Annotated in this window: 13 protein-coding genes; 6 read left to right on the top strand and 7 right to left on the bottom strand. The window is 45.0% G+C overall.

The window, feature by feature from the left end:
- The 4 genes from JGK11_RS10685 to JGK11_RS10670 form a co-directional block, all read right to left on the bottom strand.
- The coding region (locus tag JGK11_RS10685) for a filamentous hemagglutinin N-terminal domain-containing protein (RefSeq protein ID WP_293211546.1) at nt 1-2,719 on the bottom strand (2,719 nt) is incomplete at its 3' end.
- 851 nt (nt 2,720-3,570) lie between these two features.
- Entirely contained in the window at nt 3,571-5,430 is a 1,860-nt protein-coding gene (locus JGK11_RS10680; protein WP_293193445.1) for a DUF3352 domain-containing protein, read from the bottom strand.
- Nucleotides 5,431-5,788: 358 nt separating this feature from the next.
- A complete protein-coding gene (locus JGK11_RS10675; protein ID WP_293174422.1) occupies nt 5,789-6,880 on the bottom strand; it encodes a hypothetical protein in 1,092 nt (363 codons plus the stop codon).
- Between the two features lie 198 nt (nt 6,881-7,078).
- Nucleotides 7,079-7,243, bottom strand: coding sequence for a hypothetical protein (locus JGK11_RS10670; protein WP_293174425.1), 165 nt, complete (start codon nt 7,241-7,243; stop codon nt 7,079-7,081).
- 68 nt (nt 7,244-7,311) lie between these two features.
- On the opposite strand from JGK11_RS10670, the gene JGK11_RS10665 reads away from it, so the two are divergent.
- The 3 genes from JGK11_RS10665 (at nt 7,312) to JGK11_RS10655 (ending at nt 10,894) form a co-directional block, all read left to right on the top strand.
- Nucleotides 7,312-8,550: an LL-diaminopimelate aminotransferase gene (locus tag JGK11_RS10665; protein ID WP_293174428.1), complete on the top strand. Its 1,239-nt coding sequence runs from the start codon at nt 7,312-7,314 to the stop codon at nt 8,548-8,550.
- A 251-nt stretch (nt 8,551-8,801) separates the two neighbouring features.
- Nucleotides 8,802-9,920 (top strand): AAA family ATPase, encoded by a 1,119-nt coding sequence (locus JGK11_RS10660; protein WP_293174432.1) that lies wholly within the window; start codon nt 8,802-8,804, stop codon nt 9,918-9,920.
- A gap of 53 nt (nt 9,921-9,973) precedes the next feature.
- Entirely contained in the window at nt 9,974-10,894 is a 921-nt protein-coding gene (locus JGK11_RS10655) for a hypothetical protein (protein WP_293174434.1), read from the top strand.
- A gap of 19 nt (nt 10,895-10,913) precedes the next feature.
- Here the strand turns inward: JGK11_RS10655 and JGK11_RS10650 are convergent, their stop codons facing one another.
- Nucleotides 10,914-11,534 (bottom strand): Uma2 family endonuclease, encoded by a 621-nt coding sequence (locus JGK11_RS10650; protein ID WP_293174437.1) that lies wholly within the window; start codon nt 11,532-11,534, stop codon nt 10,914-10,916.
- A gap of 191 nt (nt 11,535-11,725) precedes the next feature.
- Between JGK11_RS10650 and JGK11_RS10645 the strand changes: the two genes are divergently transcribed.
- On the top strand, nt 11,726-12,370 hold the full coding sequence (locus tag JGK11_RS10645) for a Uma2 family endonuclease (protein WP_293174440.1): 645 nt from the start codon (nt 11,726-11,728) through the stop codon (nt 12,368-12,370).
- 140 nt (nt 12,371-12,510) lie between these two features.
- Here JGK11_RS10645 and JGK11_RS10640 read toward each other — a convergent pair whose 3' ends face one another.
- A complete protein-coding gene (locus JGK11_RS10640) occupies nt 12,511-13,116 on the bottom strand; it encodes a hypothetical protein (RefSeq protein WP_293174443.1) in 606 nt (201 codons plus the stop codon).
- A 3-nt stretch (nt 13,117-13,119) separates the two neighbouring features.
- The gene (gene cofH, locus JGK11_RS10635) at nt 13,120-14,301 is read right to left on the bottom strand and encodes a 7,8-didemethyl-8-hydroxy-5-deazariboflavin synthase subunit CofH (protein WP_293174446.1); all 1,182 of its coding nucleotides are present in this window, start codon (nt 14,299-14,301) and stop codon (nt 13,120-13,122) included.
- Nucleotides 14,302-14,418: 117 nt separating this feature from the next.
- On the opposite strand from cofH, the gene JGK11_RS10630 reads away from it, so the two are divergent.
- Nucleotides 14,419-15,633 (top strand): glycosyltransferase, encoded by a 1,215-nt coding sequence (locus JGK11_RS10630; RefSeq protein ID WP_293174449.1) that lies wholly within the window; start codon nt 14,419-14,421, stop codon nt 15,631-15,633.
- A 188-nt stretch (nt 15,634-15,821) separates the two neighbouring features.
- Nucleotides 15,822-17,597, top strand: a complete 1,776-nt coding sequence (locus JGK11_RS10625) for a glycosyltransferase family 39 protein (protein ID WP_293174452.1) — start codon at nt 15,822-15,824, stop codon at nt 17,595-17,597.
- Nucleotides 17,598-17,779: the final 182 nt, after the last annotated feature.

The following is a 17,779-nucleotide window of genomic DNA, read 5'->3' as shown; positions in this document are numbered from 1 at the left end:
CGAGTTCGGCGCTGGATTTTGAGTAATTGTTGGTGCTGGTGACAAATTCGAGTTCGGCGCTGGATTTTGAGTAATTGTTGGCGCTGGTGACAAATTCGATATCGGCGCTGGATTTTGAGTAATCGTTGGTGCTGGTGACAAATTCGAGTTCGGCGCTGGATTTTGAGTAATCGTTGGTGCTGGTGACAAATTCGATATCGGCGCTGGATTTTGAGTAATCGTTGGTGCTGGTGACAAATTTGATATCGGCGCTGGATTTTGAGTAATTGTCGGCGCTGGTGACAAATTCGAGTTCGGCGCTGGATTTTGAGTAATCGTTGGTGCTGGTGACAAATTCGATATCGGCGCTGGATTTTGAGCAATTGTTGGCGCTGGTGACAAATTCGATATCGGCGCTGGATTTTGAGTAATTCGAGTTCGGCGCTGGATTTTGAGTAATTGTTGGTGCTGGTGACAAATTCGAGTTCGGCGCTGGATTTTGAGTAATTGTTGGCGCTGGTGACAAATTCGAGTTCGGCGCTGGATTTTGAGTAATCGTTGGTGCTGGTGACAAATTTGATATCGGCGCTGGATTTTGAGTAATTGTCGGCGCTGGTGACAAATTCGATACTGGTACGCTGGGTTCAGTAATTGTCTGCCCAGGTGCAGGTGCGGTTGCTGGCGCAGGTGCTGGTGCTGGCGCGGGTGTCGGCGCAGGTGCGGGTGCGGGTGCGGGCGCAGGTGCTGGCGCAGGTGCTGGTGCAGGTGCGGGTGTCGGTGCAGGTGCTGGCGCGGGTACTGGTGCGGGTGTCGGTGCGGGTGCAGGAGTTCGCCTGGGTGCTGGCGGAGGGTTGGGTGTCGGTGCCGGAGTCGGTGCGGGTGTCGGTGCCGGAGTCGGTGCGGGCGTCGGTGCAGGTGCTGGTGCCGGAGTTGGTTCGGGAGTCGGTGCAGGAGTCGGTGCAGGGGTTGGCGCCGGAGTTGGTTCGGGAGTCGGTGCAGGAGTCGGTGCAGGAGTCGGTGCGGGCGTCGGTGCAGGAGTCGGTGCAGGAGTCGGTGCAGGAGTCGGTGCAGGAGTCGGTGCAGGAGTCGGTGCAGGAGTCGGTGCAGGAGTCGGTGCAGGAGTCGGTGCCGGAGTCGGCGTCGGCGAGGTTGAAGAAGTTGTGATATTAATTTGCGTCGGCTGTACGATCTGAGTCTTTGAGCTGGGAAAACTTCCGGATGCAATAACATTTTCCTTCTTGTCGCTCCCAGTGGCAATGCTGCCAGCAGTACCGTTCAAGCTGTTATAGTTGGGCCCGACGCCGAAAATAGTGTTTGAGGCTTGACCACCGTGGCTAATGGTGATATCTCCACCATTCGCGCTACCAGTCGCGGCCGCGGCAATGCTACAAGCTTGCGCCAAGCAGGTAAAAGTACCTGTAGCTCGGAAATAACGGCCGGCTGAAATGTTAATATTTCCTCCGGCTGTTCGCCCTTGGGTGTTGATACGGGTTACTTCAATGTCATTGCTGGCCTTGAGGGTGACTTGGCCGCCTTTTTTTTCTTCGGAGTTGGCGTCTATGAAGCCTGTTTGAATGCTGCTTGAGGCTGCAATACTAACGTCTCCGGCGTTGCTGGTTTTGTCACTTGAGCCTGCGTTGATATTGCCGGTCTCTACTTTTCCTGTACGGCTGGTGACGGTGATGTTGCCACCTGCTGCGGTGGTGGAGTTGGAGTTGAGGGCGAGAGTGCTAATGTCGCTGCTGGCTTGTAGGACGATCGCACCTTGTGTACTCGTCAGGTTGCCGCTGGCTGCAAGGGTGTTGGCTGCTTGAATTTCGAGCGATCGAGCGCTGGCACCTTTGACTGCAACATCCCCCGCAGCTACTACTCGGTTAGACGCTGTAAGTACCAATTGACCGCTAGGATTGACACTGATGCCTGTAGCGTTTGTTTGACCGACCCCTGTCAGCAGTTCCGGCAAGGATGCGACTGCTGTTCCAGGGCTGCTTGTCGCTGATGACGGCTGGATGTCCAAACTCAGCAAACTATCTCCCTGACTGACGCGCACTAAATTTGTCCCGGTGACTGACGCAACGGTAATTTTACCGCCCGGTGCCGAAAGATTGCCTGTGCTGACAACGGTGCCGCCAAGCAAAGTTAAGTTCTGCCCTGACTTGACTGCTAAGTCGGCTGTGTTGACAATTGCCCCAGCTCGATCGGCTCCAAAAGCAAAGGAATTGGGCGTGCCCGTCAGAGATGTGTAGGTGTTAGTACCGATCGCGTTAAACGAATTAGAACCAAATCCAATACCGGTAGCCGTGGTTGCTGTGAAAGAAGCCGGCACATTTAAGCTGGCACTGTTGCCAAATATGATGCCCGAGGGATTCATCAGAAACAAGTTAGCATTACCGCCGGTTAATTGAATTGAGCCGTTAATAATCGAAGGGCTACCGCCATTGATGCGGCCTAAAATGTTGCGAATGCTGGGATTTGAGATAAAGTTGGCTATCTGATTTGGCGACAAACCGAATTGTGTAAAACTGTGGAAGAGATTTTGTTTGTCGTTCGATAATTGTCCGCCTTCAATGTCGAAGCGAGTTTGCGGTGTAGGAGTTCCGCTTGGGGTGGGAGTGACTTTAGTGCCAGTTCCATCGTTCGCTGGCACAATTTGAGCTTCGGCTTTTGCTTGCAAAAAGTAAATATTTATCAAGACTATTTGCACATAAAGTGCCAGTTTGCCAATTCTTTTTCTTGACATTAATTTAGCCGGTATTTGAAGATTCTTGGGGTTTTTCATAGTTTTAAAGGGTTTAATTTTTAATAGGTCGCAACAATAACGTATAGCGGCTATCACAAAGATTCGCGGACGTTGTTGGGAAGAGAGCTCTCTTGGTTTAAGCGGTTATATAAGCTGTCAGTCATACCTCATTTTTTTGAGAAAGGCTATATCTTCTTTACACTCTCAATATAACTCGCAATACCTAGACTATACATCTGCCACATGATACACTCAAAAAAACGGCATTTTAGACCCACTCCGACGCCGATTAACCGATTTTTTTTTACTCTTATTAAGACTTTCAACGAAGGATGGGGTTAAAAATTAGGTTCTGCGTCCAAGAGCGATCGGGAAAATTTCTGGTCAAACATCTTTGCTTTCCTCGGTTCAAAAACAACAAAGCTATCTCCACGATAGCCTGTAACGAAAATTATGACAAGAAAAAGTATAGCCTTTCTCAAAAAGATGAGGTATGACTCATAGCTTATATAACCAGTTCCACTAAGAGGGCTGAAGCCCAACAACGTACCTCATCTTAAGGTTTGAAGGTTGGTGTGTGTCCCGGAATGTTATTGCTTCTTCTTTCTTCCTTGGGCTACAAGCCAATTTTTTAGAGTTTGCTTGCTGCAACCCGGTTTTTTTTATAAACCGGGTTTGGCGGTTTCTTGGTGTGAGGTTTGGTGACGTAAAACAACTTAAATCCGGCTCACTTTTCCTCTTAAAATCAAATCCACTATTGTCGGTTTCGATCTGCTGCTTTTCGGTTTTAATCGATCGCCATTTTGCTGTTTAAGGGGCTGTCATAGCGGATTTTTGGCAGGATTTAAGAGTTAATTCGGTGAAGTTTGGACGGTGGGCGAGGGACTGGGTGAATCAGGGCTTGGTGAGGATGAACTCGGTGAAGGTGAGCTCGGTGAAGGTGAACTCGGTGAAGGTGAACTCGGTGAAGGTGAACTCGGTGACGATGAACTCGGTGAAGGTGAACTCGGTGAAGATGGATTCGGTGAGGGCTTTGGTGAAGGAGTCGATTGGTCGGATTTTTTGAGACCGACAAAAGCGTCGTAGCGGGTGGTACGATCGCCAATCACGGCCGCTGTAATGCCGATCGACCGCGTGGCATCTATCCAGATTTTTTGGTTGGGAGGAAACTCCGGCAAAGCCAGGTTTTTCGGGTTAAACGCACTCTCGGTGTCGATGAAAAAATTGCCGTTGTGAGGCTTAAGTTGCGATCGTACAGTTTTTTGGAACAATTCGCTACTTAAAAGCGGACTTGTCGGCGCCGGAACGATCGCGTCCACCACGGGTGCTCCTACTGTGATAAACAGCACATCCTTCATCCAGCCGCGAGTTACAGTAATCCCTCCAAACGGCGATTTCCATTGAGTCGCAGGTTGACCGCCAACTTGAATTTCCTCAACTCTATACTGCTTATTTTTCATCATTTCATCAAGCTGTTTCAGGGATTTGTTAGCGGCGCCGCGGTTGTTTGTTTCCACCATAAATACAAATCCAGCAGCAAATTTGTCTTTCGGATTCTGCGCGGGGGCTGGTATTAATGATAAAGAAAATTCTCCCGCCATCCAGTTGATGAAATCTTTATCTAAATCCTGGCCAGTAGTCGATTTTAAACCAGTACGCAAAACTTGAGGATTAATCGGTGCAAGCGGGTTAGCATCAGATCCCAATACGTAGTCTTGCCACAAACGCTGCAAGTTCCCGCCGGATACCATCATGATTGTATTGTTTGGCAGGCGGTTAGCCATTTTTAGAGCATTATTTTCCACTGCTATACGAGTAGTAGAATCTGGTTTTAGCCAAGAGATTGATTTGAATCCAATTCCGTCTGCATCCAGCGTCGCTGTGGTGGCAAATCCTTGATTTTGTTGCAGTTTTTCCAGGTTTTCTACCGAAATTTCGCGGGATGAGTTGGCGGCTGTAAAGGCTGCTGCAACGGGCATATTCACGTAGATTTGACCGAAGGCACCGACATCCTTAATTTGTTGGATGGCGTCTCCATAGCCAGGAGTTTTTGCGAGGGATGGTTCGCCTTTGTAGGTGTCAATTATTCTGTCTGTGGCGGTGGGATCTGTGGTGACTGCTAGATAGTTTGTTCCGAGTACCGCGACTGAGAAATTGCGATCGGGTATACCTTGAGTTTCTGTAACTTGCACTCCTTTGTAATTGCGCTCAACCATTTTTCCTTGGTTGAGGGGTCTGGGTTTTGCTAATAATTCTTTGGCTTTAATCGGGTTGGAGATGGGCAGGATAATTGCTACTGACTGCTGAATTGGCTGAGGTGGGGGCGCGTTGGGCGCGCGCGGGGGAACTGGTATCGCTGTTTTGTTGCGGAGAAACGCCACCATTACCGTGTTACCCACCCAAGGCTGAATGTCTTGCTGGTAGGCGTAACCGTTGCTTGTCAGGAGGCGATCGCGCAATTCGCTTAAAAACCTTTCAAACGAAGCTTTTGACTCCGGCGTACCAAATTCTCGCAGCCTATTCCACTGCGATTCATCGGTAGTGATGGATAGAGCCATCATCGCATCTTGGGGAACAACGACGGCTCCCGCTGGCAAATCTTTGGCGGGGCCTCGGGAAATGACGATCGAGTATGCGAGGATACCTAAACCGATCAGAAGTGTGGCGGCTCCGATCGTAAACAGCAGGGAAGATTTATCTTTCTTGAACATTATTCGTAAAGTTCTGGTACTCGAAACATCATAAATTATATTGGGGATTGGGCATGGGGAATTGGGAATAGGGCATAGGGCAAACAGGGCATTGGGCATTGGGCATAGTGGGTGCATCTGGCGCAAGGCAAATATATTCGTAGGGACTCTCGCATGACCTCCGTGAATATGGGATTATAACTAATAACTTATATGCGGTCATGCTTCTTCAGGCTTCAAAAACCAGATGTACCCGGCATAGTTAGCGGTTAGCGGTTAGCAGTTAGTAGTTTTTATAATCACAAACAACAAATAACAAATTACCTATGCCCCATGCCCCATGCCCTATGCCCCATGCCCTATGCCCTATTCCCCAATCTTAGTTTCTAGCCTTAAAGTCTTTAAAGATAGTTTGAAATGAGTACATCAGCCTGTGAACATCGTTTGTGGCCCTAGGAAAGATATTGTGTTCCCATTTTTTGCGCGCAGTAGTCAGTAATTTTGCCACTGGTTGCGAGTAACTATTAGAAATGAAATAGCTGCCACCTTCGTAGCGAATATCTGACGCCAATCCGATAAAAGCACCAGCCATTTCTAGTTGAAGTTCCGAGGTGCAGTGTTCAGATTTCACCGCTAAAATTACCTGCGAGTGTCGGGGTTCGCGGTTGAGCAAACGGCAGATATTCGCTTCTTTTTGGTACAGAATTAAAACGTTGCAGTTGTGCAGAACTCCGGCTCTACCTTGCACTTTGACTCCGAGATGAATTTCCAGGGCTGGTTTGTCGGGAAATTCTACAACAGCATGAGTGTATGGATGTGCTGTTCCGTGGATTTTTCCGGCTGTTTTTCTAAACGTTAAATATTTCGGTGTTTCGTCGTCTAAAACATTGTTATAATAGATGTTGCCGCCTTCGTTAGCAACTGCTTTCAGCAGGATGGTGAATAGGTAAGCATCAAAAATTCTAGCTTGTTCTGCCACTCCGTTGAAATCTGGATCGATCGAGCTTTTTAACTTGCTCTTAATTTCAGAATTGATGGCGTAGTTGCTAGGTTCAGAGGGCAGTTTTTCGAGTAATTGCTTGAGGGCGATCGCCTGTTTGTGGCGTGGGGCTGTTAAAGTGGACGTAAACTCGATGGTTTGGGCTGTTTTTGCGCCGGAATTGGCAAAGATAATTTTGGTACCGAGGGGAGAGGTTTCCGATTCTACTTTCAAGAAATAAGCAATCTCGTCTTCCATTTCCGAAGTGTTCACCGTCGCTTGTTCGACAGCAGCAATTAACAGCAAAAGTTGTTCTTTTGCGGTATAATCTTCTATCTTGAGCAGCGGTGTCTTTCGTTTGAGCGATCGCTCTTCAATTACTTTACCTATCTCTACACTATTGGCGACTTGTTCAACTACCCAACCTAAATTAAACTCATTCAGAATGGCCGCCAGTTCTTGACACAGTTTGGCGTACTCTATCTCATCCATAATTGGTTCTGCGTTGCACACTATATCTAATTATACAAGCTGGTTGATTTTTTTGTCAATGGCTGTGATGGAGGAGATGGGGAGAGGGGGAGATGGGGAGAGGGGGAGATGGGGAGAATGGGGAGATGGGGAGAATGGGGAGATGGGGAGATGGGGAGATGGGGAAATTTTTTCTATCGAACTTCAATTGGGATTTATTTAATCCTTTGTAAAATCCGTTGCCGAACTTTCTACGTCTTGAGGGAGACAATTAGCAGTAATAGCAATTTTCAAACAGAATGCAACTGCCGGCCCCATGCTGCAAACTCGCATATCGCTCGATTGTTCCCAATTCTTCAATTCTTCAATTATCCAATTCTTCAAATCTAAAATCTAAAATCTAAAATCTAAAATGGTATAAGCTATTGTACGACATTGAGAGCGATCGCACTATGGCAACTATCAACGACAACTACCTCAAACTCAAAGCCGGCTACCTGTTTCCCGAAATCGGGCGCAGGGTAAAAGCTTATGCAGACGCGAATCCCGGTGCACCCATCATCCGGCTGGGGATTGGCGACGTGACGGAACCGCTACCGGAAGCTTGTCGGGAGGCGATGGTGAAAGCGGTAGCAGACATGGGTTCGCGGGATACATTTAAAGGATACGGCCCGGAACAAGGTTATGAATGGCTGAGGGAGAAAATTGCAGAGCACGATTTCAAATCGCGGGGATGCGATATTGATGCTTCGGAAATCTTTATTTCTGACGGTTCTAAGTGCGATTGCGGCAATATTCTCGATATTTTCGGCAATAATAATACGATCGCAGTTACAGATCCAGTTTACCCGGTGTACGTAGACACGAACGTGATGGCGGGACACACGGGAGATGCGAACGAAAATGGCGAATACGAAGGTTTTGTGTACCTCCCAATATCCGCAGACAACAATTTTACCGCCCAAATTCCCACAGACAAGAAAGTCGATTTAATTTACCTGTGTTTCCCCAACAATCCGACGGGCGCAACCGCAACCAAGGAACACTTGCAAGCTTGGGTAAACTATGCTAAAGCGAACGGTTCGATTATTTTCTTCGATGCAGCCTACGAAGCCTATATTACCGATCCGAGCCTACCACACTCCATCTACGAGATTGAAGGGGCGCGCGATTGTGCGATCGAATTTCGTTCATTTTCCAAGAATGCCGGTTTTACAGGTACTCGCTGCGCCTTAACAGTAGTACCAAAAACTTTGACAGGAAAAGCCGCCGACGGTTCCGATGTCGAAATTTGGAAACTGTGGAACCGCCGCCAATCTACTAAATTTAACGGCGTTTCTTACATCGTGCAGCGCGGTGCAGAAGCCGTTTATTCCGATGCTGGCAAAGCACAAATTCAAGCATTAGTCAATTTTTACATGGAAAATGCTGCAATTATCCGCGAGAAATTGACAGCAGCAGGAATTGAGGTTTTTGGCGGCGAAAATGCGCCTTACGTGTGGGTGAAAACACCGAATGGTTTGTCGAGTTGGGATTTCTTTCAGAAGTTGCTGGAAACTTGCAATGTGGTGGGAACACCGGGTTCTGGTTTTGGTGCAGCGGGCGAGGGTTATTTCCGTATTTCGGCGTTTAACAGTCGGGAGAATGTGGAGGAAGCAATGAGACGAATTGTGGAGAAGTTTAAGGTGTAAAACGGCGAGAGATAAGTCTTTTTGGGGGCGGGCAAGATGCCCACCCCACAAGAAACTTGATGTATTGTGGAACAGGCATCTTGCCTGTTTCTTTGGGCGGGCAAGATGCCCACCCCACAAGAATTTATTAATGTGTTGTGGAACAGGCATCTTGCCTGTTCCTGAAAATAGTAAAAAATGTGAGTTATAATCTAAAATGATTGTGGCTCAGCGTTTCAATAAAGAATACCAGCCAACACCAGGAGTTTTTTATGCACTTGCTACGAGTTCAAGTTCCTGATTTTCGGGGATTGAAAAATATAGACATCACTTTTGAAAAGGATTTTGTTCCTAGTATTTTTCCGCTGGGAAGCCAAAATGGCGGCGGTAAAAGTACGCTGTTACAGTTAATTTTTGTGTTGCTACACTGTTCCGGTGATGAGGATAAAAAACCATTTTTACAAAATCTGCTTCAAGGATTTAAAATTCATGACGGCGAAGACAAAAGAGTCTTAGCTATTATTGACATTTGGGATGGACAAAAAAATGTTAATCTTGAATTTTTTTCGGAAGAATGTTCACCGTCAGAAGCGATGGTTGATTTTAATGAAGATATAAATTCAGAGGATAGCATCAATCTATGTTATTATTCAAACGCTCAAAAAAATAATCAAGAGCTCAATACAAAGCTACAATGTCATTTGACTCATCAAAGTAAAGATCAAGCAAAATCATTATTACATAAGATATCGCGTCAAATTTTTCTAGCTGCTCCATCCACGCAAATTTTTCTATTTCTTCCGCCGGATTCTAGGAAACTATTATTTAGCAACTCAAGTAAGGCGGATAAGAATTATTACGGGATACTTGCATCTGCAAGATTAGAATTAAAAGGTTTGTTTACCTATGATTTTCTTGCTGTAAACCTACTTATTAAATCATTTAAAGATGCTCGCGATCGCGACTTCAGAGAAGCGATAAACACAGGCGGCTATGGGAATAGCTATCAAACTCTAATTAACGACTTAAATCTGCTATTAGCAAATAAAAGGATAAATTTAAATGAAGATTTTTCTGGAGTCAATTTTAAATTGGATAAGAATGGTGAAACTATAGAACTATATCCCGAAGATTTGAGTCACGGCGAACTCAAAAGACTTAGCATTTATATATGGCTCAAGTCCCGTAACATAAAAGATGCTATTGTTTTGATGGATGAAGTTGAAATTGCTTTTCATCCAGATTGGCAATATCAAATTATATCTGATCTCAAAGAATGGGCTCCCAGCAATCAATATATTCTGGCAACTCACTCCTACGCATTGTGTGAAGCTTTGACACCTGCTCATGTTAAAGAAATTGAGCCAAAATTGATTAAACAAGAATCTTAAGATTACAAATGAGTCTTAGTTCAGAACAGCTAAAAAAATGGTGCGAGTTTATTTTGAAATCTCGCAAAATTCAAAACAAAATTGTGGTATTATGCGAAGGTGCTTCTCCGAAAATACAGGGTAGAGAGTCACCTCAAGCTTATAGGGCAATGGAGCAAATGCCGGATGCCAATTTTTATAAGGCTTGCATTCCGGCATGGTGGAGACAGAATAGACCGGAATTTTTTAATTGTGGCGATCGCAAAGATGTCATAGACACCTACTTTACTCTTTTAACATTACATAAACAGGATAGCACTAATTCGTATCTAGATTGCGATCGACTTTTTGCAATGATAGACTTAGATTTGCACTTGCAAGCGATTGAGAATTATGTCTTTACAGATACAGAAGCAATTTTTTGCAACCTTTATGAAAAATCTCAGGTGCAAAAGCAAAATGTAGCACAGCACCGGATTTGGATTACAGGTTTGATTCATAAAGAAGCATACTTTCTGACACCGGAACTTCAATCATTATTTGATGATTATCCTAATTCTCCGATTTATCAAGAAAATCTAGTGTCACTCACGAATATTTATAGTGATATGGCTGATGGAATTAGTAGCGATGGAGATTTACAGCTTAACTTAAAAAGAGCATTCGATCGCATAAATCATTGTTCGGGATTGAATTGTACGCAATTAGACTTAGATAAATTTCAGGATTCATGGAAACATCAGTTTCAAAACACGACTGATGCAACCCAGAAGCATGAGTTAATCCTAGCTTTGCTGACAATTAAAAAAGCAAAGGATTATTGGAAGCAAATTAAGCCACCCGGTGACTGGAGTGGGGATGAGAAAAATTTTAGAGATCAACTATCGTTAGAGATTGGGAGATTTTATTCACAGCAAAGTAGTGATGTCAAGTCTCATATTCCTTTTTTTTTCAAAGCATTGCATGAGTCAGTTTTAACAAAACACCTCAATTAGAATTTTGTAAGATATCAGATTAAACTAAACCAGCTTGAAAAATCTGGTTTGCAGTCAGACTCAAATCGGGAAACGTTTGCGACACAATCCGGTCATTATCTCGAAACTTGAAGATTTGATACTCACCATCTACTAAATTACAGACAGTAATTGTTGGTTGTTTGGGATTACCAATAAAATTACGCCCACCCAACGCAGCATAATCGACAATCCAATATTCAGGGATACCCATCTCCTCGTAATCAGCATATTTCAAATAGTAATCATCGCGCCAATTGGTTGACACAACTTCGATCGCCAAAGGTATCGATGCACCTAAACTGAGGACAGATTGTTTTTGCCACAATGGTTCATTCACAAGGTTTGCACGGTTCAGCACCAACAAATCGGGGCAATAACCAGAATCTTTTTCAGGAGGTCTAACTATCACTTGGCGAGGGATACCATAGGGCAATGCCAGACGTTTGATTTCATAAGGAATTTCGATGCCAAGAAAGCTGATAACTTCCTCGTGTTCGCCTACTGGTTGTGCCATCTCAACAATCTCTCCATTATGCAGTTCGTAGCGTACCGTCGCATTTTCAGGTAGCGACTCTACAAATTCCTCGAAGTTTACGAGTTTGGGTAAAGTTTGAGTCATAGGTTTTTAAAATGACTGATAATACTAATTATACCAAATCTGGCTTTGATGTCTAGCAATCATAAATCTGCGATCGCCCATCTCTTCTCGTTGCCCGTGCTACACTCAACAGATATCTTCAAAAACTCTTGTGGGGTAGGCATCCTGCCTGCCTTTGGCAGAAACTTAACAACTAGCTCTCAATTCAGCTTATGATTGTTATCGCTCCCGTCCTCAAACCTATTAGCCAGATTCAGCTTACTCCCGGTAGTGTCGTAACTATTCCCAATATAACTTGGCTCGAATTCGAGTCGATTTTGGAAGAATTGGGAGAAAAGCGATCGGCACGAGTTGCTTACAGCAAAGAAACTTTAGAAATTATGGTTCCTTTACCCGAACACGAAAGACCCACAGATTTAATCTCTGATATTGTCAAAATTTTACTCAAGTCTGCGGGTAGAAGATACGAACCATTTGGTTCTACTACTTTCAAGCGGGAAGGTGCAGCGGGAATTGAACCTGATGCTTGCTTTTATATTCTAAATTATCAGCGGATGATTAGTCGTCGCCGACTTTTGCCGGACGATCCGCCGCCGGATTTAGCAATTGAAACGGATGTAGCTTCTAAAACTACGCTCGATGCTTATCTAGCTATTGAAGTTCCAGAAGTCTGGGTTTACGACAGCGGCAGACTTCGCATCTATTTGCTGCAAGAAGGAGAGTATGTAGAATCGGATATTAGTCCGAATTTTCCAGGAATTGCGATCGCCAAACTGATTCCTTCTACAGTGGAACGTGCTTTGCAGGTAGGAAGTTGTCAAGCGCTAGAAGAATTTGAAAGTGCGATCGCCCGATAGTCCCAAACTTTAAATCGCGATCGATCGTTGACTTTTAATGAAATCCTAAATGTCCGTTAGCGAAGCCCTCGAAGAGGATCGCACTTTACCAACTGAGTCAAAAGAGCGTTAGCGAAGCCCTCGAAGAGGATCGCACTTAATCACCCATCTTGTACCATCCAAACTAGCATTCCCAAAATTTGCTCCAGCGGAACCAAGGCATAATCATTAAGATCCAGTGATACAGTTTTTTCCTCCAATTTAAGAAATCGCCACTGCGTACCGTTGCTAACACTCCCATAAACAACAGGAATTGGTTTTCCCTTCGCTTCATTAAACTTCTGCATTGCTACCATTTCGGCAATACACTGTCCAATTCCTGTTTTTAAATCTGCTTTTTTAGCTTCAACAACTGCGACTGCTGGTGCTTCAATTTCTAACATTTCTGAAGAGCGACTAATCAAGAAATCACAAATTCCATTCAGTCCTTGTTTGAAATCTACGGTAAAGTCTTCTCCCGAAAACAAGCTAATCTTCTCCTGCAAAATCTTTCTGACTTCGAGCAGTACGGGGGTAATAATCATTTCCGATCGCGCTTTTTCACTTCCTGTCGCCACAGCTACGGGTAAACTGTGCGCCAAAAAATCTGTCAGGGTTGCACTTGGAGCGATCGGAGTTATTTGCGGTAGAAATCGCGGGCCTTCTACAGTTGTTAATCCAAAGGCTTGTTTGACTTTGACAATTGTGGTGAACTCGCTGTAAGACATCGCTCAATTTCTCCTAATACCTATTGGCGCCATTTTTTCAACCCCCACAGGTCGATAAATTGTATCCCTTTGCTGATAATCTCGCCCCAAAGAACTAATCGCATTTTGCAAATCTTCTACAGATTGACAACCGCCGCCAACCGCACCTGCCATCGTGGTAATGTGTTCTTCCATCAATGTGCCGCCGATGTCGTTGCAACCCCATTTTAACGCTTCTTTAGCTCCGTCTAAACCTAATTTCACCCAACTCGGTTGGTGATTGGAAATCGTATTTCCCAAGAAGATTCTCGATACTGCGGTGAGCAACAATGTATCTGCTAAAATTGGTTGATCGCGGCCGACTCGACTGCGTAAAGGGGCTGGTGCTTCTTGCCCGACAAAGGGCAGTAAAATGAATTCTGTGATGCGAGCTGGATAGTTGTTGTTAATGGCACTTTGTTGGAGCGATCGCACTTTTTCTAAATGCAAAACCTGCTGCCCTGCCGTCTCAATATGCCCGCAAAGCATCGTACTCGTTGTCGGCAAACCTAAGCTGTGAGCAGTTCCTACGATTTCTAGCCAAGTTGCCGAATCTAGTTTTTCCGGGCAAATCACCCGTCGCACCGCATCGTCGAGAACCTCCGCCGCAGTACCAGGTATCGAACCGACTCCCGCATCCCGCAAAGCCGAAATTACATAGCTGAAACTAAGACGATCTTGTCTGGCAATAAATTCTATTTCTTGGGGCGAAAAAGCGTGCAAGTGTAACTGCGGAAATTTATCCTTAATAGTTTTCACTAATTGCAGATAATAAGGCAAAGATCCGCCATTAAGCTTTGCTTGAAGATTTAAGCCGCCCTGCATACAAATTTCCGTCGCACCCCGCTGCACTGCATCTGTTGCCTTGTCCTGAATTTGGGCTGTATCTAACCAAAAAGCGCCCTCATCTCCGTCGTCGCGGCGGAATGCACAGAAACTGCAATGCTGCTCGCAAATATTGGTGAAATTAATATTGCGGTTGATAACATAAGTAACAATATCGCCTGATTGTCGGTGGCGGAGCAAGTCAGCGGTTGTTTGAATAGAAGCGATCGCATCTGGCTCTCTTTGCTGCAAAAGTACCAATGCCTCTGCGCTAGAGATGTTATAAAGTTGTAAAGCGCGATCGAGAATTGCATCAACAGTTTTATTTTCCGATTCAGTCACAAAATCCACCACTAAAATTAACGGCTTTTTATATCTTAACAAATCAACTATGGACGAAACAGATTCTAAAGTATAAAGTCGTAAAAAAACATCTTTTCATTTTAAGAAACGGTAACTATGAGCGTCAACGAAGCAAATCACCTGTTGCCAGTGCCGTCTGGGCCTTTGCAAATTCCTGCTGTAGGGACTTGTGGTTCAACTTTTGCAGAAGATACACAGCCAATTTATTTTTCCTTGGTGATTCCCACCTACAACGAGTGCAAGAATGTCAAAAGTATTGTGGAACAATTGAGCAAGTTGCTTGATGGCAGCATTCCCGGCAACTACGAATTAATTGTAGTCGATGACAACAGCCCCGATCGCACCTGGGAAGTTGCCCTGTCCCTGACGGCCGAATATCCGCAATTGCAGGTGATGCGCCGGGAAGACGAGCGTGGACTTTCGACAGCGGTAATTCGCGGGTGGCAGGCTGCTCGGGGCGAGGTTTTGGGTGTCATCGATGCCGACTTGCAGCATCCGCCGGAGACGCTATTGCAGCTTTTAGCAGAAATTCAGCGGGGGGCAGATTTGGCCGCTGCGAGCCGCCACGTAGCCGAGGGCGGGGTGAGCGACTGGAGCGTTGTCAGGAGATTTTTGTCGCGGGGCGCTCAAACTGTTGGATTGATTATACTGCCTGGAGTCGTCGGTAGAGTTTCCGATCCAATGAGCGGCTATTTTATGGTGCGTCGCAGTTGCATTGCCGGCCAAACCATGAATCCTGCGGGTTACAAAATCTTGATTGAAGTGCTCGGTAGGGGAAATATCCGCTGGATTGGAGAAGTTGGTTATGTATTTCAGGAGCGGAAAGAAGGCGAGAGCAAAGTTACTGGGAAACAGTATATTGAGTATTTGCGACATTTGTTCATATTGCGGTTTGCCCGCTGGCCAGTGGGTAAGTTTCTGCGATTTGGCATCGTGGGTTTCAGCGGTGTGTTTGTCAATATGGGGGTTTTGTACGTGCTGCGAAATAGTCTGCATTTGGAGCTGACTCGCAGTCTAATTATTGCTGCTGAATTAGCAATTATTAGTAATTTTTTGTGGAATGATTTGTGGACTTTTGGGGACATTTCTAAGCGGCAACCGGGAAATCGCCAGCGTTTCAAACGCCTGTTGAAGTTTAATACAATTTGCTTGATGGGTTTGATTTTGAATGTGCTGCTGGTTAATTTGATGTTTAATGTTTTTGGCATCAATGAATATTTGGCTAATTTAATTGCGATCGTGGCTGTGACTCTTTGGAATTTCTGGATCAACATGAAGCTGAGCTGGCGGGTAACGGAAGTTGACAGTTGACAGTTGATAGTTGACAGTTGACAGTTGATAGATGAAACGCGATATTTTTAGACTGTTTACAATTGACCGCAGACAGGAAGGCTTTTAAACAGTTGATAGTTGACTGTTGAGAACTCTCAACTATCAACCCTCAATTATCAACTATAATAACTTTTCTTCCCTATGCCTTGGAATGAATCAATTAATTAATGATTAAATACAGACAACTGTTGCTGTTATTGCTGTGGACGGCGATCGCCCTAATGCTACGTTTTGCCAATTTGGACTCGAAACCGCTGTGGACGGATGAGTTTTCGACTCTGGTGTTTAGTTTGGGGAACAGTTTTCGCGGGGTGCCGATCGATCGCCCGATCGCACTTTCGACTCTACTACAACCGCTGCAATTGGGCCCGGATGCTGGCATTGCAGATGTTCTCAAGCATTTGCTGGTGGAAAGCAACCATCCGCCAGTGTATTTTATGGTAGCCCACTGGTGGATGCGGCTGTTTGCACCGACTGAGGATAGTTTAGTGTGGATTGGGCGATCGCTTCCGGCATTATTAGGAGTGATTTCAGTTCCAGCTATCTACCTTTTAGGCAAATTTGCGTTCAATTCTCGTTTAGTCGGTCAATGTGCGGCTGCGATGATGGCAGTTTCTCCCTACGGCATTTATCTCGCTCAAGAAGCCCGCCATTATACCTTAGCAATTTTATTAGTTATTGCGTCTCTTTTTTGCTTGACAGTAGCTGCAAAAAAGCTGCAACAGCGCGCTCCAATGCCTATCTGGACGGTGCTATTTTGGATAATTGTTAATTGTTTGGGAATTGCGGTTCACTACTTTTTTGCCTTGACTTTGTGTGCGGAAGCCATAGCATTGATTGCTGTAATCTGGCAGCAGTTTTATGGAAAATTGGCGCTTTCAGAGAGTCAGCAGCCGAATATTTGGCAATTTCAAATCCTCTGGCGGCTTTTCGCAGTAGCGCTGGGGACTGTAGCGGGCGGTTTAGTATGGCTACCGATATTTTTGTCGAATAAATACGGTAGCGAGCTCACGAATTGGATTGTCAGTGGCGATCGCACATTTGTAGATTGGATTGCGCCGATTTTCCAAGCTTTGGCGGGATGGATCGCTGTGATATCGCTGCTTCCGGTGGAATCGTCAAATCTGGCCGTGGTGGTTGGATCTGCGATCGTAATGGCAATATTTTTGATCTGGGTGCTTCCCATCCTGTTTAACGCTGTGAAAAATGCCTTAAAAACCACCGATACTCATTTAGGTACTGTTATTTTTGGCGGATTTGTGCTAGGAGCAATTTTCCTATTTTTCAGCTTTGCATACATTCTAGGAATTGACCTAACTCGCGGCCCTCGATACAATTTCGTCTACTTTCCGGGAGTGATATTAATATTAGGAGTAACTTTAGCATTTATTTATGACACACCTACAATAAAAACTCGATGGTTTAATTTACCTGCTGTAGAATTTACTGGCAAAAAAGCAGTTCTGCTAATTTTAGTAATGGGTTTTGTCAGCAGTGTAACAGTAAATTCCAATCTCGGCTATCGCAAATATTACAAACCAGACTTGTTAATTCCGATTATCCGCGAAGTCTCGCAAGTTCCCGTGTTAATTGCTACTACTCAAAAAACTCATGTAGAAATAGGAGAGTTGATGGGGATAGGATTGGAATGGGAAAAGAGTCAGAAGGAAGAAGGAAGAGGGAAGAAGGAAGAAGGAAGAGGAAAGAAGGAAATTAAAGCCTTTGATTCTCCACAGTTTCTTTTAGTTAAGCAGAGAAGGGAATCGCCGGAAATTGTGGCAGGGATACTTGACAAGACACTCAGTCAATTGGAACGTCCGCTAGATTTGTGGTTAGTAAATTTTCGCGCGCCCGTAAATTTAGCAGCACAAAAGTGTCAGATTGAATCTCGCGACTTGTCACCTGTTGATGGTTATGAATATCAAGTTTATCACTGTTCTTAAATTACCATTTATTCCTCAAATATCCCTAAATCCCCCTTAATAAGCAGGGCGATTTTATTATCGTCAGACAAATTAGGTACGTAGTTGCGCTTCAGCGCTCTTAATAATATCAGGAAAAAGCGCCCAAGCCCAACTAGGCAGCGCAGTTTTAAAATTAGGTACGTTGTTGCGCTTCAGCGCTC

This window comes from Microcoleus sp. PH2017_34_RAT_O_A (assembly GCF_020737885.1).
Lineage (GTDB): Bacteria > Cyanobacteriota > Cyanobacteriia > Cyanobacteriales > Microcoleaceae > Microcoleus.
This window is presented reverse-complemented; position numbering and strand designations above follow the sequence as displayed.